The organism is Nocardiopsis sp. NPDC006139 (assembly GCF_040614155.1).
In the GTDB taxonomy this organism is placed as follows: domain Bacteria; phylum Actinomycetota; class Actinomycetes; order Streptosporangiales; family Streptosporangiaceae; genus Nocardiopsis; species Nocardiopsis changdeensis.
The window spans coordinates 16,256-36,333 of sequence record NZ_JBEXTT010000038.1; the positions used below are offsets into that span (position 1 = coordinate 16,256).

At 75.0% G+C, this 20,078-nt stretch carries 17 protein-coding genes and 1 pseudogene; 9 read left to right on the forward strand and 9 right to left on the reverse strand.

The genetic code is table 11. The features are described from left to right. Positions 1 to 237: 237 nt before the first annotated feature. A complete protein-coding gene (locus ABZ249_RS31130; RefSeq protein ID WP_355269874.1) occupies positions 238 to 1,557 on the forward strand; it encodes a tetratricopeptide repeat protein in 1,320 nt (439 codons plus the stop codon). 104 nt (positions 1,558 to 1,661) lie between these two features. Here ABZ249_RS31130 and ABZ249_RS31135 read toward each other — a convergent pair whose 3' ends face one another. Next, on the reverse strand, positions 1,662 to 2,672 hold the full coding sequence (locus ABZ249_RS31135; protein ID WP_355269876.1) for an SDR family NAD(P)-dependent oxidoreductase: 1,011 nt from the start codon (positions 2,670 to 2,672) through the stop codon (positions 1,662 to 1,664). A 171-nt stretch (positions 2,673 to 2,843) separates the two neighbouring features. Between ABZ249_RS31135 and ABZ249_RS31140 the strand changes: the two genes are divergently transcribed. Continuing rightward, entirely contained in the window at positions 2,844 to 3,695 is an 852-nt protein-coding gene (locus tag ABZ249_RS31140) for a helix-turn-helix transcriptional regulator (RefSeq protein WP_355269878.1), read from the forward strand. 91 nt (positions 3,696 to 3,786) lie between these two features. On the opposite strand, the gene ABZ249_RS31145 is transcribed toward ABZ249_RS31140, so the two are convergent. The 3 genes from ABZ249_RS31145 to ABZ249_RS31155 form a co-directional block, all read right to left on the reverse strand. Beyond that, positions 3,787 to 5,055 carry an MFS transporter gene (locus tag ABZ249_RS31145; protein WP_355269879.1) on the reverse strand — a complete coding sequence of 423 codons (1,269 nt, stop codon included), beginning with the start codon at positions 5,053 to 5,055 and terminating at the stop codon, positions 3,787 to 3,789. A 236-nt stretch (positions 5,056 to 5,291) separates the two neighbouring features. Further along, the gene (locus tag ABZ249_RS31150) at positions 5,292 to 5,855 is read right to left on the reverse strand and encodes a hemerythrin domain-containing protein (protein WP_355269881.1); all 564 of its coding nucleotides are present in this window, start codon (positions 5,853 to 5,855) and stop codon (positions 5,292 to 5,294) included. Positions 5,856 to 6,178: 323 nt separating this feature from the next. Next, the gene (locus tag ABZ249_RS31155) at positions 6,179 to 6,586 is read right to left on the reverse strand and encodes a hypothetical protein (protein ID WP_355269883.1); all 408 of its coding nucleotides are present in this window, start codon (positions 6,584 to 6,586) and stop codon (positions 6,179 to 6,181) included. Between the two features lie 271 nt (positions 6,587 to 6,857). Between ABZ249_RS31155 and ABZ249_RS31160 the strand changes: the two genes are divergently transcribed. Next, the gene (locus tag ABZ249_RS31160) at positions 6,858 to 7,907 is read left to right on the forward strand and encodes a ferric reductase-like transmembrane domain-containing protein (protein ID WP_355269885.1); all 1,050 of its coding nucleotides are present in this window, start codon (positions 6,858 to 6,860) and stop codon (positions 7,905 to 7,907) included. Between the two features lie 237 nt (positions 7,908 to 8,144). Here ABZ249_RS31160 and ABZ249_RS31165 read toward each other — a convergent pair whose 3' ends face one another. Beyond that, positions 8,145 to 8,921 (reverse strand): hypothetical protein, encoded by a 777-nt coding sequence (locus ABZ249_RS31165; protein WP_355269887.1) that lies wholly within the window; start codon positions 8,919 to 8,921, stop codon positions 8,145 to 8,147. After that, positions 8,893 to 10,134: a hypothetical protein gene (locus ABZ249_RS31170; RefSeq protein ID WP_355269889.1), complete on the reverse strand. Its 1,242-nt coding sequence runs from the start codon at positions 10,132 to 10,134 to the stop codon at positions 8,893 to 8,895. The genes ABZ249_RS31165 and ABZ249_RS31170 overlap by 29 nt, the downstream gene beginning before the upstream one ends. 457 nt (positions 10,135 to 10,591) lie before the next feature. On the opposite strand from ABZ249_RS31170, the gene ABZ249_RS31175 reads away from it, so the two are divergent. From ABZ249_RS31175 to ABZ249_RS31185, 3 genes are all read left to right on the forward strand, one after another. Further along, the gene (locus ABZ249_RS31175) at positions 10,592 to 11,791 is read left to right on the forward strand and encodes a serine/threonine-protein kinase (RefSeq protein WP_355269891.1); all 1,200 of its coding nucleotides are present in this window, start codon (positions 10,592 to 10,594) and stop codon (positions 11,789 to 11,791) included. Positions 11,792 to 11,954: 163 nt separating this feature from the next. Next, positions 11,955 to 13,493: an alkaline phosphatase D family protein gene (locus tag ABZ249_RS31180; protein WP_355269893.1), complete on the forward strand. Its 1,539-nt coding sequence runs from the start codon at positions 11,955 to 11,957 to the stop codon at positions 13,491 to 13,493. A 169-nt stretch (positions 13,494 to 13,662) separates the two neighbouring features. Further along, positions 13,663 to 15,051, forward strand: coding sequence for an NAD(P)/FAD-dependent oxidoreductase (locus tag ABZ249_RS31185; RefSeq protein ID WP_355269895.1), 1,389 nt, complete (start codon positions 13,663 to 13,665; stop codon positions 15,049 to 15,051). Positions 15,052 to 15,230: 179 nt separating this feature from the next. On the opposite strand, the gene ABZ249_RS31190 is transcribed toward ABZ249_RS31185, so the two are convergent. Next, positions 15,231 to 16,151, reverse strand: coding sequence for an ADP-ribosylglycohydrolase family protein (locus tag ABZ249_RS31190; RefSeq protein WP_355269897.1), 921 nt, complete (start codon positions 16,149 to 16,151; stop codon positions 15,231 to 15,233). An 88-nt stretch (positions 16,152 to 16,239) separates the two neighbouring features. On the opposite strand from ABZ249_RS31190, the gene ABZ249_RS31195 reads away from it, so the two are divergent. After that, positions 16,240 to 17,025 (forward strand): alpha/beta hydrolase, encoded by a 786-nt coding sequence (locus ABZ249_RS31195; RefSeq protein WP_355269899.1) that lies wholly within the window; start codon positions 16,240 to 16,242, stop codon positions 17,023 to 17,025. Between the two features lie 317 nt (positions 17,026 to 17,342). Next, complete coding sequence (locus ABZ249_RS31200) at positions 17,343 to 17,726, forward strand: hypothetical protein (RefSeq protein WP_355269901.1); 384 nt, start codon at positions 17,343 to 17,345, stop codon at positions 17,724 to 17,726. A 14-nt stretch (positions 17,727 to 17,740) separates the two neighbouring features. Here the strand turns inward: ABZ249_RS31200 and ABZ249_RS31205 are convergent, their stop codons facing one another. After that, the gene (locus ABZ249_RS31205; protein ID WP_355269903.1) at positions 17,741 to 18,892 is read right to left on the reverse strand and encodes an epoxide hydrolase family protein; all 1,152 of its coding nucleotides are present in this window, start codon (positions 18,890 to 18,892) and stop codon (positions 17,741 to 17,743) included. An 82-nt stretch (positions 18,893 to 18,974) separates the two neighbouring features. On the opposite strand from ABZ249_RS31205, the gene ABZ249_RS31210 reads away from it, so the two are divergent. Then, positions 18,975 to 19,937, forward strand: coding sequence for a WYL domain-containing protein (locus tag ABZ249_RS31210; RefSeq protein ID WP_355269905.1), 963 nt, complete (start codon positions 18,975 to 18,977; stop codon positions 19,935 to 19,937). Here ABZ249_RS31210 and ABZ249_RS31215 read toward each other — a convergent pair. After that, positions 19,849 to 20,078 (reverse strand): annotated as a pseudogene (locus tag ABZ249_RS31215) (hypothetical protein); the annotation flags it as partial. The gene ABZ249_RS31210 and the pseudogene ABZ249_RS31215 overlap by 89 nt on opposite strands.

A 20,078-nucleotide genomic window follows, 5' to 3' on the forward strand; every position in this document is an offset into this window, starting at 1 on the left:
CGCCGCGGCCGCCGGCGGCGGGCCCCTCCCACCGCGCCGCGCGCCGGTCTCCCCGGTGCCGGTCCGCCGGTCCGCCGGACCTGTCGAGGATGCCGGGACGGGTGTACCGGGGGCGTATCGGAAAACGGATACGCCGCCGCAACGCCCCGCGGTCTTGGCTGGAGGCACGGACCACAGCGGTCCGCGCCGGGGGCCCGGTTCCCGGCCCCGGAGGGCGATCACGACAGGGAGAAGACCGTGGCCGAGGCCAGAGGATGGGACCGGCGCTCACTGCTCCGGGGGGCGGCCGTGGTGGCCGGCGCCGCCGCGGCCGCACCGCTGCTGGGCACGACGGCGGCCGGGGCCCAGGGCGGCGGCGGTGACGCGGACGCGCTGTTCAGGGCCGGGAGGTTCGAGCGGGCCGCCCGCGCGTACGAGGAGATCCTGAGGAGGGACCCCGCGAACCTGCACGCCGCACGGCAGCGCGGGTACATCGGGCTGCTGGGCAACAGGTTCCCCGAGGCGGAGGAGTACCTCACGACCGCCCTGCGCCTGGACCCCGGGGACAGGCAGACCAACGAGCTCCTGGCCGACTGCCACATCAGGCAGGACGCGTTCTCCCTCTCCGTGCCGCGCTGGCGGGCGGCCGGCGAGACCGCCATGGCCGAATGGTTCGCGGCGGTCCCCGACGACGCGTACCGGATCCACGGCGACGTCGGCCGGGTGCCGTGGACACAGATGGACCCGGAGCCGCAGATCGAGGCCTCGCTCAACGGCGGACCGCCGAAGCGCTTCACGTTCTACACCGGCGCCTCCTGGCTGGGCCTGTCCGCGAGGGCCGCCGAGGAGGCCGGGGTGCGCCCGGTGTACCAGGAGAAGAGCGAGTTCGAGGGCCGCACCGTGTGGTCGTACTACGGGGTGCTGGACTCCTTCGGGCTGGGCGGCATCGAACTGCGCGGCGTGCCCGTGGCCTGGTCGGAGTCGGAGCCGGCCGGCGGCGAGCCCCCCGCGGCCAACGACGGCATGATCGGCACCTGGGTCTTCTACCACCTGCTGACCACCTTCGACTACAGGGGCCGGGAGCTGATCCTGCGCCGCCCGACCCCCGAAGCCGCCGAGGAGGTGCGCGCCGCCGCGGCCCGGGCCGGCGCCGAGCCCCTGCCGCTGTGGCTGGCCCGGGACCACTACGTGCACAGCCAGGGGAGTATCGCCGGCTCCGGCACGCGCGTGGTGGGCGTGAACCTCGGCGGGCGCGGCGAGGCCGTCGCGGGCATGCCCGGGGACGTGGCCCGGGAGCTGGGGGTCCGCACCGACCGCGACCGCCCGATCGAGACCGGCGCCCAGGGCCACCCGGCCGTCACCTACCCCTGCTACCCGGCGGAGATCCGCCTCGGCGACGCCGTCGCCGAGGAGGTCTACTGCGAGACGAACCCGGACATGCCGGTCAACGTGCCCTGGCCCTACGGGACCGGGATCGACTCGACGGGCTGGTTCGCCCACGCCTTTTTCAAGCCCTACAACATCACCCTCGACTTCACCGGCATGAACGTCTACATCGTCCGCGGCAAGGCCTCCTAAGGCCTCCTGAAGCCGCGGACTCGTGCTCGGCGCCGCCGGCGCAAGGCCCGGGCGGGGAGGGACGCTCCCTCCCCGTCCGCCCCCGCCCCGGTACGGGCGCGCGCTCAGGCGAGCAGGCGCTCGCTGAGCCCCCACAGCCGGAGCGCCGCCTCGGGGTCGATGGCGTGGGGGGCGACGTCGGTGGGCGGCGGCCCGTCGAAGTGCGGGTCCGCCGGGGCGGGGTCGACCGCCGAGACGTCGTTGTCCTTCAGGTAGACCCCGCCGAGGGAGGCGAGGAGGGGGCTCGTCGCCGCGAACACCATCGTGCTCGCGCCCTGCTCGATGTTCTTGAGTCCGCGTTCGGGGTCGTTGACCCGTACGCCGTCGGCGTCGATCAGCCCCTGGGCCCGCAGCACCTCCTCGGGCAGCCCGTCCGGGACCGGGGCGCCCTCGGGACGGTAGGCGCCCAGCGACGTGCCCAGGATGATCCCCGGGTGCACGGCGTAACCGCGGATGCCGTCGGCGGCCCAGCGGCGGTCCAGCTCGACCGCGGTGAGCACGTTCGCCGTCTTCGACTGGCCGTAGGCGATGTGGGGGTCGTAGTCGCCCCGGGTGAAGTGCGGATCGTCGAAACGGACGCCCGTGAGGCGGTGCGCGCCCGAGGTCATGTTGACGACGCGGGCGCCGCCCGCCGCCCGCAGCGCGGGCAGCAGTCCCGTGGTCAGCTGGAAGTGGCCGAGGTGGTTCGTCGCGAACTGCGACTCGTACCCCCGCGCGTCGCGCACGAGGGGGCCCGCCATGATGCCGGCGTTGTTGATCAGGATGTGCAGCGCACGGCCCGAGGCGAGGTAGGCCGCGACGAACGCGTCGACCGACGCGGGGTCGAGCAGGTCGAGCCGCGCCGTCTCCACGCGCTCGACACCCCGCAGCGACTCCGCGGCCCGGCGGGGGTCGCGTGCGGCCACGGTGATCGACGCGCCCGCCTCGCCGAGCACGCGCACCGCCTCCCGGCCGAGGCCGTTGTGGCCGCCCGTCACGATCACGTTCCGGCCGGTCAGGTCGATGCCGGCGGCCACCTCCCCGGCCGTCGAGGCCGGGGTGAATCCGGTGCCGATGGGGTGCTGCCGACCTGTCATCTCTGCTCCTGTCGTAGGCGTGGAAGGGGGCGTGGATGTCGCCATGGGGATCCGTTCCGTCGATGTGGACGGCATCCACTGTGCGTTCTCGCCTCACCGGGGTGAAGGCACGGTTCGTCCACGGATCATCTGTCCCTGGATGGCCGCGGCACGACCGCGGATACTGGAGGGGTGACGGATCGACAGGGCCTTGCCACCTTCCTCCGGCGTCGGCGCGAATCGCTGCGGCCGACGGACCTCGGGATGCCCGAGGGCGTGCGGCGGCGCACCCCCGGGCTGCGCCGGGAGGAGGTGGCGCAGGCCGCCGGCATGTCGGCCGACTACTACTCGCGCATCGAGCAGGGCCGCGGCCCCAACCCGTCGGAGGCGATCATCGCCTCACTCGCGCGGGCCCTCCGATTGGACCTCGACGAGCGCGACTACCTCTACCGGCTGGCGGGGATGGCGCCGCCGGCGCGGCGGCCGGGGCGCTTCATCAGCCCGGGGCTGATGCGCATCGCCGATCGGCTCACGGACATCCCCGTCGTGATCGCCACCGACCTGGAGGTCGTGCTCTGGCAGAACCCGCTGGCGACGGCGCTCACCGGGCCGGCGGCCCCGGCCGACGGGGTGCGCGCCAGCATCACGTGGCGGTGGTTCACCGAACCGGGCACCCGGGCCCGCTTCCCCGAGGAGGAGTGGCCGCTGCATTCGGCCGCGCACGTCGCCGGGCTGCGCGGCACGGCCTCGCGCCGCGGCGGTGACCACGACGTGCGGGAGCTCGTCCGGCTGCTCGGCGGGGCGAGCGACGAGTTCCGGGCGCTGTGGGAGGCGCACGACGTCGGCGTGCGGCGGTTCGACCGGAAGACGTTCCTCGTGCCGAACGTGGGCGCGTTGCAGTTGACCTGCGAAGACGTTCTCACGACCGAGAACGACATCAGGATGCGCGCCTTCTTCCCGACCGAGGGCACGGACGCGCGCGAGAAACTCGAACTGCTCGCGGTGATCGGAGTGCAGCGGTTCGACGGCTCGGCCCTGTACTGAACCGCGCCGGATGCGCGCGGCGGTGCGAGGGGCACCCTGATCCGCCGCCGGAGGGCCGCCCTACCCCGGAGCGCGGAAGGCCCCTCGGCGGTCAGCCGCCCGTGCCGGTGGCGCCGCCCTCCGGGGGCTCCTCGGAGGCGGGCATCGCGGCGCGCATCAGGGTCGACAGCAGCAGGAGCACCGCCGCCGCGGCGAACCCGAACCGCAGGTCGCCGGTCAGCTCCCCCAGGGCGCCCGCGGCCATCCCGCCCAGCGCGGTGCCCCCCGTCATCACCAGCTGGTTGCCCGCCGACACCCGCGACAGGTGGCTGTCGGGGGTCGCGCGTTGCAGGGCCGTGATCGCCATGACGCCGAAGACCGCGGCGGAGGCCGACCCCGCCATCAGGCCGGCGGAGATCGCCCAGACCTGGGTGGTCAGGACGAGCACGACGCTGTCCACGGCCATGAACGCGCAGGAGAGCGTGAGGAGGCGGAGCTCGCCCACACGCGCCGCCAGCCGGCCCGTGAGCGAGGCCCCGACCAGGCCGCCGACCCCCAACGACGCCATGAGCAGGCCGAAGCCCCAGGTGTCCAGCCCCACCGGTCCGGGCGCGACCAGGTACAGGGCGAGCACGGCGAAGGTGAGGCTCCCCGCGAAATTCGCCACCCCGCCCCAGAGCGCGACGACGGCGATGCGGCGGCTGCGGACCAGCAGGACCAGCCCCTGCCGTATCTCGGTGAACAGGGCGGTGCGCTCACCCGCCGGTCCCGGCGGCCTGCGGGGACCGACGCGCACGCGCCAGAGCAGGAGCGCGGACAGGGCGTGGCACGCCGTGGACACCAGCAGCGGCGCGGCCTTGGAGAGCGCGAACAGGGTTCCGCCCGCGGCCGGTCCGACCAGCTCGTTCCCGGCCAGGGACACGGCGTGCCGGCGGCCGTGCGCGCGGGAGAGCTCCTCCCGGGGCACCACCCCGGGGACCATGGCCGGGGTGGAGGTGTCGAAGAAGGCCTCGCCGACCCCGAGGAGGAAGGCCGCGGCGAACAGCACCGCCAGGGTGAGGTGGTCGGTGAGCAGGAGGACGCCGACCGCTCCCAGCAGGACCGTCCGCAGGGCGGCGGCGCACAGGGCGATGGTCCGCCGGTCCAGCCGGTCGCCGAGCGCTCCGGCGGGGAGGCCCGTGACGAGCCAGGCCAGGGTGGTGGTGACCGAGACCCCGGCGACCAGTGCCGGGGACCGGGTCAGCTCGACCGCGACCAGGGGCAGCGCGACCCGGACGAGCCCGTCCGCGAGGTTCGCGCTGCCGGAGGCCCCCCAGAGCAGGGAGAAGTCGCGGCCCAGCGGACGCGGCCGCCGTGCCGGTGCGGAGGGGGTGGGGGGCACTTCGCTCATTCTGGTCGGGGGTTCCGGAGGGGTTCGGGGACGTGGTGGGGGCCGTCGCCCGGCCCGCGCCGCCGGCACGGGCGGCGGCCGAGGCCCCGGGACGACCCGACAAGGGTAAGGGAAGGAGCCGCCCCCGCGGACGCGCCCGGGAGCGGCGGTTCCGGCGTCCGGCCGCGCGGGCGGGGCGGGCCCGCGGCGGCCCGCGCCCGGACCGCGCGACGGGTGTCGGCGGGTGTTCAGGAACGGCGGCCCGAGAGCGCGTCGCGCATACGGTCGATGAGCCCGGCTCCCGGGGCCAGGATCCGGTTGGCGGGCGGGGTGTCCGGGGCGCTGGGATGGGGGCGCGTGGGCGCCCACTCCTTGGCCTTGACCACCTTGGCCCCCAGGTCGCGCAGCTCCTCCCGGGTGCACGCGGCGCGCAGCCGCGGCAGCAGGTCCTTCTCCTCCTCGTCGATGTGGTGGCGGATGTCCGCGATCAGCTCGTCCAGCAGCCGCTGGAACTCGGGATCGTCGGCCTCCAGGCCCTCCAGGTCCTTCATCACCTGTTCGGCCTCGGCGTGCTCCCGGAGCTCGTGGTCGACGAGCCGGTCGCCGTCCTCCAGTACCCGGCGCGCCGCCGGGTACATGTGCTGTTCCTCGGCGACGGAGTGCCTCACCAGCTCGGTGATCACGTGTTCGGTCAGCTGCTTGCGCACCTGGGGGGAAGAGGAGTTCTCCAGCTCGGTGAAGATCTGCTCGACCCGGCGGTGGTCGGAGATGATGACATCGATGAGGTCGGGTTCCTGCGTTTCCGCGGTCATGGTCTCTCCCTCGGGTCACGGACATCGACGACCGGTGTTCGGGCGGCTCCGCCCTCGGGTGGCGCGCCGGTACCGTGCACGTCCGGCTGCGCCCGGGCCTCGCCGACCCGGTCGTCACACGTGGCAACGGAGGTCAGACGTTACCAGTCTGTGACCTCACCGGCCCTGATGTGCGCGCGTGTCCCCGGGATCTCCCGTTCGACGGACGCCGCGGTCGGGTCCCGTGCCCCGCGAAGCGGTCCGCGGGGTGCCGTGGGCGAGCGGGCCGAGCCGCGGGCGCCCGTGCACAGGCGGGCGCCCGGCCGGGCGGTGGGGCCGCGCTCCTACGGGGCGTCCTCAGGAGAGAGGTGGACGTTCACCCACCGGGCGCCGTCCGGCCCTCGGGAGTCCAGGTCGACCTGCACCAGCCAGCGCCCGGGGCGCAGGGGGATCTCGTCGAAGTGGTCGGCGTCCCCGATCGAGAGCACCCCGGAGCGCAGGACGATGACCGACGCGTGGTCGGCCGAGGCCACGGGAGCGGTGCGGACGTGGACGTTCAGCTCGACGTCGGCGTCCTCGGGCTCCACCATGCGGCTGTTGACGACCTCGATGGTGACCTGGTCCTCCACGGCGAAGAAGGGGCCGCCACCGGTGAGGTGCCCGTAGTCGCCCGTGTACTCCCCGGGGCCTTCGCAGTAGATGCAGCCCCAGTAGTAGTCGCGGACGCTGTGGAGTACGGGATCGGTCGCCATGGCACCGAGTGTGCACTCCCACGGGGACATTGCGCCCCGTGCGGCGCGGAGCCGGGACGTTCCGCCGGTGGACGGCGGTGAGCCCCTCGAAGGCGGCGCCGACGGGCACCGCGGGGGGCCGACCGGCCCCACGGCGGCGCGCCGGTCCCGGGCACGGCGCCTCCGCCCCGCGCCTTCCCGCACGGCGGCCGTTCGCGCGCCCGTAGGGGTCTGGGCAACCGGCACGGAAGGTGTTCTGATGGTCACCCGCCGATCGGAACAAGGAACCCCCATGCCCTCGCCCTCCTCCCCCGGGCCGTCCCCGACCGCCGCCGCGGCCCCCGCGCGCGTGGACGTCCGCACCCTGCGCACCGACCTGCGCCACCTCCTCCTGGACGCGTCGGTCGCCCTGGCGGTCACCGCCGCCGTCTTCGCCCTCCTGCGGCACCGCATCGTCGAGGGGACCTCCCAGACCCTCGCCGTGATGCCGTACCTCGCCGACGCCGACCGCTACCTGCTCTACTGGCTGTGCCAGGCCTTCGGCTGGTCGGGGCTGCTGTGGGCGTGGATCACCGTCATGCTCGGGCTGCTGCGCGCGACCGCGCCGGGGCGGTGGACGGTGGTCTCGCACGCCCGGATCGAACGGTGGCACCGGGTCACGTCCATCACCACCATCGGGCTGATGTTCGCGCACGCCCTGGCCTTCTTCCTCGAACTCCTGCGGGAGAACGCCGACGGCCTGGGGACCGCCGCCCTGCTCTGGTCGGCGTTCGTGGACGTGTTCGTCCCGGGCGGGTACGACTCGGGCACCGGCCGTGTCGCGATCCTGCTCGGCCTCATCGCCCTCTACCTGGCGGTCCCGCTGGGGCTGTCGTTCTACGTGCGCTCCTGGACCGGGACCCGGCTGTGGCGGGTGCTCCACCGGTTCGTCATCGTGGTGTACGCCCTCAGTGTGTGGCACACCCTGCTGTACGGCACCAACGTGTGGTTCGACGGCTGGTTCCGCACCGCCGTGTGGGCGCTCCAGCTGCCCGTGGCCCTCCTGCTGCTGGCCCGCCTGCTGGCGCCGCTGCGCCGGGAGGAGCGGCTCGCGGTGAAGGACCTGCGCCGCCCCGGCCCCCTGCTCCGGCTCGCCGGACGGGTCGTCACGGCCGCCGGGGTGGTGGTGCTCCTCCTGGTCACCGTCACCGGCCGCGACGGCGGGCGGACGCCCGGGGCCGAGGGCGGCGACATGCTCGTCACGCAGCCGATGGTGTGGGGCGCCCTCGCGGTCCTGCTGACCGTCATGGGCGCGGTGGCCCTCGCCGTACGGCGGGACCGCTCCGCCGCCCCCGCCGGGTGAGGGCCCGGCCCGGTACCGGGGGCGGAGGCCGCCGGTGCCGGGCGGGCCGCGGGAGCCGTCCGGCCGCCGCGTCCGGGGCGCCCGCCGGGTGGCGGCGGACGGTGGACGCGGCCCCGCACGTGCCCGCAGCCGTCCCCCGGGGCGCGATCCGCCGCGGGCCGGGGCCTCCCGGCCGAGTCGATGCGCTCCCCCGGAGACCCGGATGCGGCCGGGGGCCTCCCGGCCGGGCGCCCGGGGTCACACGGGCGGCATCAGGTCGCTCTCGCTGACGGTGTACGCCAGCGGGGGGTAGGTGAAGTCCGTTTCGTTGTTCTCGCGGCGGCGCATCCGGTAGAACTCGACCCTCTGCTCCTCGTCGGCCGGCGTGAGGCGGACCCCCTGCGGGAGGTACGCGTGTCCGTCGCGGAAGCGGACGCGGGTCTTCGACGTCCGGAAGGTCACCCCCAGCCACTCGGCGTCCCCGTCCCCGGTCCCGCCGGACGCGTCCAGCACGATCCTGTGCTTGAGGCGCCGGTTCGACGCGACGGAGAAGGCGACGATCCCGTTGTGGACGAGGGGGACCTCGAACCTCTCGGCACCGCCCCCCTTGGACTCGAAGACCAGTTTCCTCAGCGGCCCCGCCCCGGGGTCCCGGTAGCAGGAGAGAACGGCGATGAACGACCCCTCGGCCAGGTCGAGGGCCTGGTCGGAGTGGGCGCCCATGGTCCTGTAGGCGTTCGTGTAGCTCTCGACGAGGGCGTTGTCGAAGCCGACGGGGACCGCCGCGCGTTCGCGGACCCGTCGCGCCAGCCGTTCGTGCACCTCCCGGAAGCGCTGCGCCGGGAGGCCGTACCGGGTGGTGGTGCGCACCAGGGGCACCCCGCCCGCCTCGTCGACCCTGGCGAGCACGGCGCCCCGCCGGCCCTTCCCCAGGTCCTCCCAGCGGACCGACGCGGACAGCTCGGTGAAGAGGTCCTCCCCCGCCGGAAGGGCGCAGGAGACGACCTCATCCGAGATCGTGGATTCGGGGGGCAAGGTAGTCTCCCGTGTTCATACTGAAGCGGAACCGGTCGCCGTAGTCGATGAAGGACGAGGTCCTGTTCTCCTCGGCGTACAGCCTGCGCAGCTCGTCCATGCCCTCCGGGGTGGGCGGCTCCAGCGCCACCGGGCCTCCGGGCGCCTTGAGGAACGTGCGGCCGTCCCTGTGGACGGCCTCGGTGTCCGAACAGCGCACCACGTACCCCAGGCGGGTCGGGAGCAGGGCGGCGTCCAGGGACGAGGGCCGGATCTCGTGCGTGTACAGGCGGTTGGTGGACAGCGGCATGAAGAACACGGAGCCGGGATACAGGGTCAGCGTGAACTGCGGCGGGAGCGCGTCCCCGCCGTGTTCCGCGGCCGGCTCCTTGAGGCGGAAGCGGAGCCGCGTCAGCCCGCTGGTGGTCTTCACCCCGCGGTCGAAGGCGTCCCCGGCCAGGGGCCGCAACCCGTCGAGCCCGTCGTAGAAGGTGCAGAAGGCCATGATCCCGTTGACGGGCATGTCCTTGGTCTTGTCGGCGTGGGAGGAGATCCTGGCCTTGGACTGCTTGCGCCCGGCCGCGGCGGCGGTGTTGTGGTAGATCTGCGCGAGGACGTGGTTGAGCGGCGCGTGGCCCCGGAAGACGGCGGCGGCCTCGCGGTTCAGGGCCCCGACGACGGCCGTGTCGGTCGGCCCGAAGTCCTCGGTCGGCCCCGACAGGTTCGTGGAGCACCGGAGCAGGCGGAAGTGCAGTTCGTCGCCGCTCCCGGTGACGGGTGTCAGGTAGATCCCGCTGCGGTGGGCCGTCCCCGGCTTGGTGGACTCCGTCAGGGACTGGAACGCGTGCTCCGCGCGGATCCGCCCGAAGTGGTCGGCGCCCGGGTCGAAGAAGCGGCGGTAGTACACGCCGGCGCCGTGCACGCGGACGGGGACCCGGCCGGGGCCGACGGTGGTCCAGGGCCCGTCGGCGTCCCCGTGGCGACCGCGCTCCGGGTCCCGGACGGCGAACACACGGTCCGCCTCCCGCAGCCGGTCGGCGCCGGCGGCGGACACGTCGCCGTACAGGTAGACGGTCTTTCGCGCGGGGTCGAACGCCCCGGAGGCGAGGTCCTCCGGCGTGATCACGGTCCCGAAGAAGTTCCCGGCCGGGTCGTCGTCCCGCGACGCGGCGGGGACGACCAGGACGTTGTCCGCGTCCTCGAGTCGGGCCTCCCCCGGCCCTGTCGTGCGCATCAAACGGACCTGCCATTCGCTGATGTCGAGGGATCGCTCGGAGCCGTGGACGGGAGAGCGGCCCGGGTCCTTCCCCTGCCACGGAGGAACGTGGAGGAAAGGGGGCGGACCATGGGGGCCCGATGCTCTCACGGGGCCGAACAGAGGACAACGGATTATGCCATACCGGGGCACGGAGCCGACCGGTGTGGTTCCGGGGCCCGAAGCCGCGCGGAGAGGCCGCGACCGGGGCCAGGCCGAGACCCCCTGAGCCGGGGTGTGATGTGATCGGCCCCGTCGGCTGTACCGAGGGCGCCCGGCGCCACCCGCGCTCAGCACTATGGGAGAACAGGCCGCCGACGGCTGCGGACCGCGGCGGCCCGTGGGGCGGACGGTTCCGCATTGCCCCCGGAAAGGCGGCTGCGTAGGCTCTTGGCCGGATCATCGCGGGTTGCGAGCCGACGGGAGAGACCGGGCCGTGAAAGCAGGAGCGACACCGGAGCGGACGGTGGGCGGGCGGTACCGGCTGGTCGAACAGCTCGGGTCCGGCGGCTTCGGGCGGGTGTGGAGGGCCCATGACGAGGCCCTCGGGGTCGAGGTCGCGGTCAAGGAGATCCTGCTGCCACAGCGGTCGGGAACAGCGGAGCACCGGGAACAGGTGGCCCGAGCCACCCGCGAGGCCCGCAACGCCGCCCGCCTGCGCGACCACCCGCACGTCGTCGCGGTCCACGACGTGATCGTCGAGGACGGGGTCCCGTGGATCGTGATGCGCCTGGTCCGGGGGCGCTCGCTCGAGGAACGCCTACGCGAGGAGGGGGCGCTGCCCTCCGCGATGGTCGCCCGGGTGGCCTCGGCGCTGCTGGAGGCACTCAGAGCCGCGGAGGCCGCCGGGATCGTGCACCGGGACCTGAAACCGGCGAACGTGATGCTCGCCGAGAACGGACAGGTCCTGCTCGCCGACTTCGGCATCTCCGTGCACGAGGCCGACACCCGCCTCACCGCCACCGGAGGGGTGATCGGCTCCGTCGAGTACATGGCCCCCGAGCGCCTCAACGGTGCCGGGGAGCACATCTCCGCCGATCTCTTCTCCCTGGGCGCGACCCTGTACAGAGCCGTCGAAGGCGTCTCCCCGTTCCACCGGGAGACCGCCACCGCCACCATGGCCGCCGTGGTGCTGCACGACCCTCCCCCGCCGCGGCGGGCGGCCCCCGCACTGGCCGCGCTCATCACCTCCCTACTCGCCAAGCGCCCCGAAGACCGGCCGACGATCGACGGCCTCGCGGCCCTCCTCGACACCATCGTGCCCACGATCGCGGTACCGCCGCTCTCGGGACCGCCCGCGCCGCACACCCCGACCCTGCGGGCCCCGGCGGTACAGGCGTCGCGGTCCGTCCGCGCGGGACGCCTGGCCGTCGCGGCCTGCCTTTTCACGTTGGGGATCGGCGGTATCGCGTTCGGCTGCTACATGTACATCACCGAGGGCGGCTGGGCGGGCGCTTATCTCATCGGCACCGTCGGCGCCGCTTTGTCAGCGTTGTGCCTGGGCCTGGCGGCGATGTTCCAGCGCTGGAGGGACCGGGCCGGACCGCCCGTACGTGTCGTCCTGGCGACCTTCCTGTCGGTCTTCCTGCCCGTGGCGGCGGGTTTCGCCGTGTGGAACACGGTGCTGCTCGCGTAGCGCCTCCAGCCGCCCTCCGAACTCCTGCGGGCCGCTGGCGGTCGCGGGCCCGGGGCGGTCGCCCGGGGCCGTATTCGTCCGCGTGTCGGCTCTCGTTCAGGCGGGGGACGGAAGTTCCGGATAGAAACCGTGGGTGACCACTCCCCCACAACGAGGAGCCTCCATGGTACGCACCCACCTCTCGCGCCGGTCCGCCCTCCGCCTGGGCGCCGCGGGCACCGCGAGCGCGCTCCTGGCCGGGGGCGGGGCCGCGCCCGCCCTCGCCCAGGGCCGGAACCGCCCGGTGCTGACGCACGGCATCCAGCTCGGCGACCCCCGCGCCGACGGGGCCGTGGTCTGGACGCGGTCCGACCGCCCCGCGCGGATGGTGGTCGAGGTCGCCACCCGGCCCGACTTCCGCGACGCGCGCACGGTCCGCGGGCCGCGGCTCACCCCGGCCGCCGACGGCACGGGGCGGGTCCGCATCACCGGCCTCCCCCCGGGCCGGGAGGTGTACCTGCGGGTGCACGCCGAGAACGGGCGGTACTCCAGCGAGGTCCTCGAAGGCGGCTTCCGCACCCCCGGGGGCGGCGGGGGCGACACGATCCGCTTCGTGTTCTCCGGAGACGTCGCGGGCCAGGGCTGGGGCATCAACCCCGACATCGGCGGCATGCCGATCTTCGCCTCCATGGCCGACCGCGACCCGGACTTCTTCCTCCACCTGGGCGACGCGGTCTACGCCGACGGCCCGCTCCAGGAGAGCGTCGTGCTGCCCGACGGGCGCACGTGGCGCAACGTGGTCACCGAGGAGAAGGCGGCGGTCGCGCAGACGCTGGCCCAGTTCCGCGGCCAGTACGCCTACAACCTGCTCGACGGGGCCCTGCGCGACTTCGCCGCCCGGGTCCCGCAGATCGTGCAGTGGGACGACCACGAGGTCGTCAACAACTGGTACCCGGGCGAGATCCTGGACGACCCCCGCTACACCGAGACCGACGTCGACCTCCTGGCCCGGCGGGCCCACCGGGCCTTCCACGAGTGGATGCCCATCGTCCCGGCCGAGGCGGTGGACGGCAGGATCCACCGCAAGCTGTCCTACGGCCCCGACCTGGACGTCTTCGTCATCGACATGCGCCCCTACCGGGACGCCAACTCGGCGGGGACGGCCGCCTTCGAGCGCGTCCTCGGGGCCGCCCAGGCGCGCTGGCTGGTCGAGGAGGTCTCGGCGTCCACCGCGACCTGGAAGGTGATCGCCTCCGACATGCCGCTCGGCGTGATCGTGCGCGACGGCGAGGGCATCGAGGCGGTGGCCAACGGCCTGCCCGGCGAACCGCGCGGGCGCGAGGCCGAACTCGACGGGGTGCTGCACGGCCTGCACCGCCGGGGCGCGCGGAACGTGGTGTGGGTGACGGCCGACGTCCACTACACCGCCGCGCACCACTACTCCCCCGACCGCGCGAGCAGCCGCGAGTTCACCCCGTTCTGGGAGTTCGTGTCCGGGCCACTGCACGCCGGCGCGTTCGGGCCCAACGCGCTCGACCCCACCTTCGGGCCCGAGGTGGTGTTCCAGCACGCCCCGCCCGTGGCGAACACCTCGCCGCTCGACGGCTACCAGCACTTCGGCGAGATCGAGATCGACCGCGGGAGCAAGGAGCTCACCGTCTTCCTGCGGGACGCCAACGGGGACTCCCTCTGGACGCGGACCCTCACCCCCGAGGGCCGCTGACGCCGACCGGTCCCGGCCCCGGCCCTGCTCCGGGGCGGGGGCGGGGCCGGGCCAGGGGCGGACCGCCGCCGGCGCGGAAATCGGCCGCGCACCTCCCGGGCGGCGGCCCGGTGGTGAGAGGGTGGAGCGACCGGCGCACAGGACGACGGCGGACACGGACGGGGCGGGCATGGACGAGACCGAATTCGACGCGGTGGTGGTAGGGGCCGGGCCCGGTGGCGAGGTCGCCGCGGGAAGACTCGCCGACGCCGGGCTGAGCGTCGCGATCGTGGAGGCCGACAAGGTCGGCGGGGAGTGCTCGTACTACGCCTGCATGCCGTCGAAGGCCCTGCTGCGCCCGGGCGAGCTGCTGATCGAGGCCCGCCGGGTGCCGGGGGCCGCGGCCGCGGTGACCGGGCCGGTGGACGTCGGCGCCGTGCTGCGCCGCCGCGACGAGATCATCGGCGGGCGCGGAGAGGACGGCGGACTGCGCGACGACGGCCAGCTGCCGTGGCTGGAGGAGCACGGGATCACGCTGTTCCGCGGGCGGGGGCGGCTGGTCGGCGACCGGCGGGTCGCGGTCGGCGACACGGTGCTGCGGGCCCGGCGCGCGGTGATCCTGGCCGGGGGCACCCGGGCGGCGCTGCCGCCGATCGACGGGCTCGCCGACGCCCGGCCCTGGACCAACCGGGAGGCCACGACCGCCCGGGAGGTCCCGGGGTCGCTGGTCGTGATCGGCGGCGGGGTCGTGGGCACCGAGATGAGCCAGGCCTACCGGTCGCTGGGCGCCGCGGTGACCCTGGTGGCCGGGAACCGGGGGCTGCTGCCCCGCGAGGAGGCGTTCGTCGGCGAGCAGGTCGGCGCGTCCCTGGTGGAGCAGGGCGTGGACCTGCGCACGGGGCGGCGGGCGGTGTCCGTGCGCCGCGAGGGCGAGCGGGTGACCGTGGTCCTGGACGACGGCGCGGAGCTGCACGCCGACGAGGTGCTGGTGGCCGCCGGCCGGGTGCCCCAGAGCGCCGGGCTGGGGCTGGCGGAGGTCGGCGTCGAGACCGAGGGGTTCGTCAAGGTCGACGAACGGATGCGGGTGCCCGGCCTGGAGTGGCTCTACGTGATCGGCGACCTCAACGGGCGCGCCCTGTTCACGCACATGGCCAAGTACCAGGCGGCGGTCGCGGCCTCCGACGTCCTGGGCTCCGACATCGTGGTGGAGCACCTGGCGGACGGCCCCGGCGCGCCGCGGGTGGTCTTCACCGAGCCGCAGGTGGCCTCGGTGGGGCACACGGCGGCCAGCGCGCGGGAGGCGGGGCTGCGGGTGCGCGTGGTCGACGTGCCGACGGACGGGAACGCGGGCGGGGCGTTCACCGGCGCCACCCGGGGCACGGCCCGGTTCCTCGTCGACGAGGACGCGGAGGTGCTGGTGGGCGCCACCATCACGGGGACGGGCGTGGCCGACATGCTCCAGGCGGCGACGATCGCGATCGTCGGGGAGGTGCCGGTGCGCAGGCTGCGGCACGCGGTCCCCGCGTTCCCCACGCGCAGCGAGGTCTGGCTGCACCTGTTCGACGCCCTGGGCGTCTGACCCCCGCAGGCGCCCCGGGCCCGGCCCTGGGCGCCTGCGGGCTCCCGGGCCGGACGCCGGTGGACCGCCGGTCTCCTTCCGGCCGATCGGCAAGAGGGAGCCGCACGGGCTCGCCCTGCTGGAAAGCGACCTGACCACGGAGCGGGAGTACCGCGTCCGCTGGGACTGAGCGCAGGCCGTCAGGCGCCGGCGTCCTCGAGGGCGGCGGCCCAGGCCGGAAGGGGCTCGCGGCTCGCCCACCACGGCTCCGGCGCACCGGCCGCACCGGTGCGGGCCGCCACGACGCCCCCGGCGATCGCGCAGGTGGTGTCCCGGTCGCCCAGGCCCGCCACCGTCGTCCAGAGCGCCTCGGCCAGGTCGTCCGGATGGCCCGCGGCCGCCCAGAGCGCGAACGGCACGGTGTCCTGGGCCGACATGAGGGTGCCGTTGCCCAGCATCGCGGCCGCGTGCTCGGGCGCGGTGCCCGGCGCCAGCCGGGCCGCCCGCTCCAGGCCCGAGCGCACCCGGGAGGGTTCGAGCCGTCCGGCGACCGCGCGGAGGAAATCCGCGCGGTCGGGCGCGGGGTCTTCGCGGTGGCGCGCCGCCAGGGCGGCGGCCAGGGCCACCGCGACCGCGCCGGCGACGGCCTCGGGGTGGGTGTGGGTCACCGTGGCGGACAGGGCCGCCTCCTCGGCGACGCGGTCGAGGTCGTCGGCGAAGTAGGCGCCCAGCGGGGCCACCCGCATGGCGGCGCCGTTGCCGTGGGAGCCTTCACCGCCGAACTGCCCGGCGGCGGCCGGGCGCCACGGCTCCCCGTCGGCGATCCGGCGCAGCAGCCGGTTCATCGACGGCCCGTAGCCGCGGCCCGGGTCGTACCGGGCGGCGAAGTCCGCGGCGAGGGCGTCCTGGTCGATCCGCCCGTGCCCGATGAGCACGGCGAGCACGGAGAGCGCCATGGCGGTGTCGTCGGTCCAGGGCCAGACGGGCTCGGCCGGCCACCGCCGCCGGCCGACCGCCTGCTCCGCCTCGTCCGGCGGGAGGAAGTACCGGTCGCCGAAGGCGTCCCCGAGCGCGAGCCCGCCCAGGCTCCGCACGGCCCGCCCGATCCGCTGCTCCGGCATCCGCCGCCTCCGTCCGCCGTGTCGCCGCCCCCATCATGCCCGGTACCGTCGCGGCCGCGCCGCCCGGGCCGGGCGCTAGCCTCGGCGCATGCACGTCATCGAACGCGGATCGGGCACGCCGGTCGTCCTGCTGCACGGTTTCGGGGTCGACCACCGGCTCCTGCTCCCCCTGGACCCGGTCTTCGAGGCGCAGGGCGGGTGGCGGCGGCTGTACGTCGACCTGCCCGGGACCGCCGGCACGCCGGCCGGGGCGGCCGCGGGCACCGAGGACGTGGTCGCCGCCGTGGAGGATGAGATCGGGCGGCGGCTGGGCTCGGAGCCGTTCGCGCTCGTGGGCAACTCCTTCGGCGGCATGGTCGCCCGCCGGGTCGCCCACGACCTGCGGCCGCGGGTCCTGGGCCTGGCGGTGCTGGCCGCGGTGTTCGTCGCCGACCACGCGGAACGGGACGTGCCCGCGCGCACCGTGCTCGTGGAGGACCCGGCGGCGGTCGCGGGCCTGGGCGGGGCGGGCGGGGAGTACGCCGAGATGGCGGTGGTGCAGTCGGCCGACAACGCGCGGGCGTTCGCCGAGCACGCCCTCCCCGGGCTGCGCTCCGCCGACGGGGCGGCGCTGGAGCGCATCGCCCGGCGCTACGCCCTGGACCGGGAGCCCGAGGAGGAGGCGCCGGAGCCGTTCACACGGCCGTCCCTGTTCGTCACCGGCCGCCAGGACCAGGTGGTCGGCTACCGCGACGCGTGGGCGCGGGTGGAGCACTACCCGCGTGCGGCGTTCGCCGTGCTCGACGCCGCCGGGCACAACGTGCACCTGGACCGGTCGGCGCTCGTCGCGGCGCTGGTCGCCGACTGGCTCCGGCGGATGCGCACCGTTCCCTGACCGGGTTCCCCCTCCGCGCGGCACGGAGGTGCGGGCGGGCCCGGCCGGTGCCGCGCGGCGTATCGGCGCGGGCCGGTCCCCGCCCACCGGCCCGGCGCCGGGCGGTCTCCGCCGGAGTGCGCGGTCCCCCGGCCGAGGGCCCGCGGTCCCCGCGCGGTCCGGGTGCCGCGGGCCGCGGCGGCGGTGTGCGCACGCCGCGGTCACCCCCCTTGGAACACGGGGCCGCGGCGGCTACGCTACAGCCGCGCCCCGTCCGGGGCCGGTCGTCCCCGCGCGGTGCGCGGGCGACGGCGTGCGGGGCACGGAAGGGGAACACGGTGAGCGAAGCCGTCCTGTCGGTGGGTCTGCACCCGAGCACGGTCGACTTCGACCGGTACCCGGGTGTCACCGAGGAGATGCTGCGGGCCAGGATCGCCGAGGGCGACAGGGCCGTGCGCGACGCCGGGTTCGACGTCGTCACCTGCCAGGTCACCGCCGACCCCGACGAGGCCGAGGCCGCGCTCCGCGCGTGCCTGGACGGCCGGCCCGTCCGCGTCGTGATGATCGGCGCGGGGCTGCGCATGGCCCCGGAGCACACGCTGCTGTTCGAGCGGGTGGTCAACCTGATCACCTCCCTCGTCCCGGGCGTGGTGTTCTGCTTCAACACCTCGCCGGACACCACACTCGACGCGCTGCGCCGGTGGGTGCGGCCCGACCTCTGACCCGTGGCCGGGGTTCAGGGGGTGCGGAGCGCGGCGAAGAAGGCGCGGATGTCGGCGGCGAGGACGTCGGGCACCTCCAGGGCGGCGAAGTGGCCGCCCCTGTCGAACCGGCTCCAGTGCACGATGGCGGAGTTGTCGCGCTCGGCGAGGACCCGGATGGTCTGGAAGTCGTCGGCGAAGACCGCGACGCCCGTGGGCGCCCTGTTCACGCGCGGCCCGTCCTGGGCCCGCGCGTTCTCGAAGTAGGAGCGGCCCATCCCGGAGGCGGCGTTGGCGAACCAGTTCACGCTCACCTCCAGGAGGATCTTCTCCAGCGGCACCAGCGAGGTGCCGTTGCCGAAGGAGTTGAACAGCTCGCTGTAGGCGAGCAGGCCCACCGGCGAGTCGCTGAGGCCGACCGCGACGGTCTGCGGCCGCGAGGCGTTCATCGTGTTGTAGCCGCCCACCGACTGGAACCACCGCATGTGCTCCAGGCCGGCGTGGTCCCGCGGCTCCATGCGCTCGAACTCGGCGGGGTCGCCCGAGGGGAACGAGAAGAGCTGCAGCACGTGCAGGCCCAGGAACCCGTCGGGCTCCAGCAGTCCCAGCTCCCGGGCGACCATCGCGCCGTTGTCGGAGCCGTGCACGCCGTAGCGCTCGTAGCCGAGCCGGCGCATCAGGGTGTCGTAGGCGGCGGCGACGCGGGCGGTGGTCCATCCCCCGGAGGCGAGCGGCTGGGAGAAGCCGTAGCCGGGCGCGTCCGGGATGACCAGGTGGAAGGCGTCCTCGGCGCGGCCGCCGTGGGCGACGGGGTCGGTGAGGGCGTCGATGAGGTCGAGGTAGTCGACGGAGGAGCCGGGGTAGGTGTGCGCGAGCAGCAGGGGTGTGGCGCCGGCGTGCGGTGAGCGGACGTGGACGAAGTGGATGTCCTGGCCGTCGATACCGGTGGTGAAGTGCGGGACGGCGTTGATGCGCGCCTCGGCGGCGCGCCAGTCGAAGTTCCGCCAGGCGGTGACGGCCTCGCGCAGGTAGGCGTTGGGGGTCCCGGCCTCCCAGTCGTCGGCCGGGGAGGGCTGGGGCAGCCGGGTGCGGGCGAGCCGCTCGTGCAGGTCGGCGAGTTCGGCGTCGGTGACCGCGACGGTGAAGGGTCGGATGTCGGTGGCGGCGGAAGCGCTGGTGTTCTCCATGTCTCCGACGCTACGGTCCCATCAGGAACGTTCTGTTCCTCTTTGAACATACGGCCTGTGAAAAAATCCCCGGGGGTACCGGATGTCCGACACGGCGGCCAGGCTCCTGGCCCTGCTGTCCCTGTTGCAGTCGCGGCCCGACCGGTCCGGCCCCGAACTCGCCGAGCGGCTCGGGGTCAGCGGCCGCACCGTCCGCAAGGACGTCGACCGGCTGCGCGGTCTCGGCTACCCGGTGGAGGCGTCCCGCGGCCCGGCGGGCGGGTACCGGCTCGGACCGGGCGGCCGGATGCCCCCGCTGCTGCTCGACGACGAGGAGGCGGTCGCCGTGGCCGTCGGCCTCCGTGCGGCGGCGGGCGTCTCGGGGGTCGCCGAGTCGGGCGGCCGGGCGCTCGCCAAACTCGAACAGGTGCTGCCGTCGCGGCTGCGCCCGACGGTCGACGCGCTGCACGGGGCGATCGAGCACGCCCCGGAGAACACCGCCACCGACGCGCCCGACCCGGAGGTCGACCCGGGGGTGCTGCGGGCGGTGGCGCGCGCCGTCCGCGACGGCGAGTGGCTGCGGTTCGACTACGGGGGCGACCCCCGGCTGGTGGAGCCGTACCGGCTGCTGGCCTGGCAGCGCCGCTGGCACCTGGTCGCCCGCGACCCGCGCGACGGGGCGTGGTCGACCTACCGGGTCGACCGGATGGAGCCGCGGACGCCGACCGGGCGGCGCTTCGACCCGGTGCCGCCTCCCGGCGGCGACCACACGGCGTTCGCGATGCGGACGATCGCGTCGCAGGGGTGGAAGGTGCACGCGCGGCTGCGGGTCCACGCGTCGGCGGAGCGGGTGCTGGAGCGCATCAACCCGGCGGTGGGGGTGGTCGAACCGGTGGACGGGGGGATCTCGGTGCTGGTCACCGGCGCCGACAGCCTGGACACGGTCGCCGTGTACGCGGGCATGCTCGGCATGGACTTCACCGTGGAGTCCCCCGCCGAACTGGTGCCGCTGCTGCGCGCGCTGTCCGAGCGCTACGCCCGGGCGGTCGCGGGCTCCCCGGGGTGAGGGCGTCCCTGAAGTGAGAACGGGGACCGACGCCGGGCGCGGCCGGCCCGCAGGGGCCGGCCGAGACGCGGCCGCGCCGTGCGTTGCGGCGCTCCAGCCAGATCGCCAGCCGGCTCAGGGCGATGTTGATGATGATGTAGA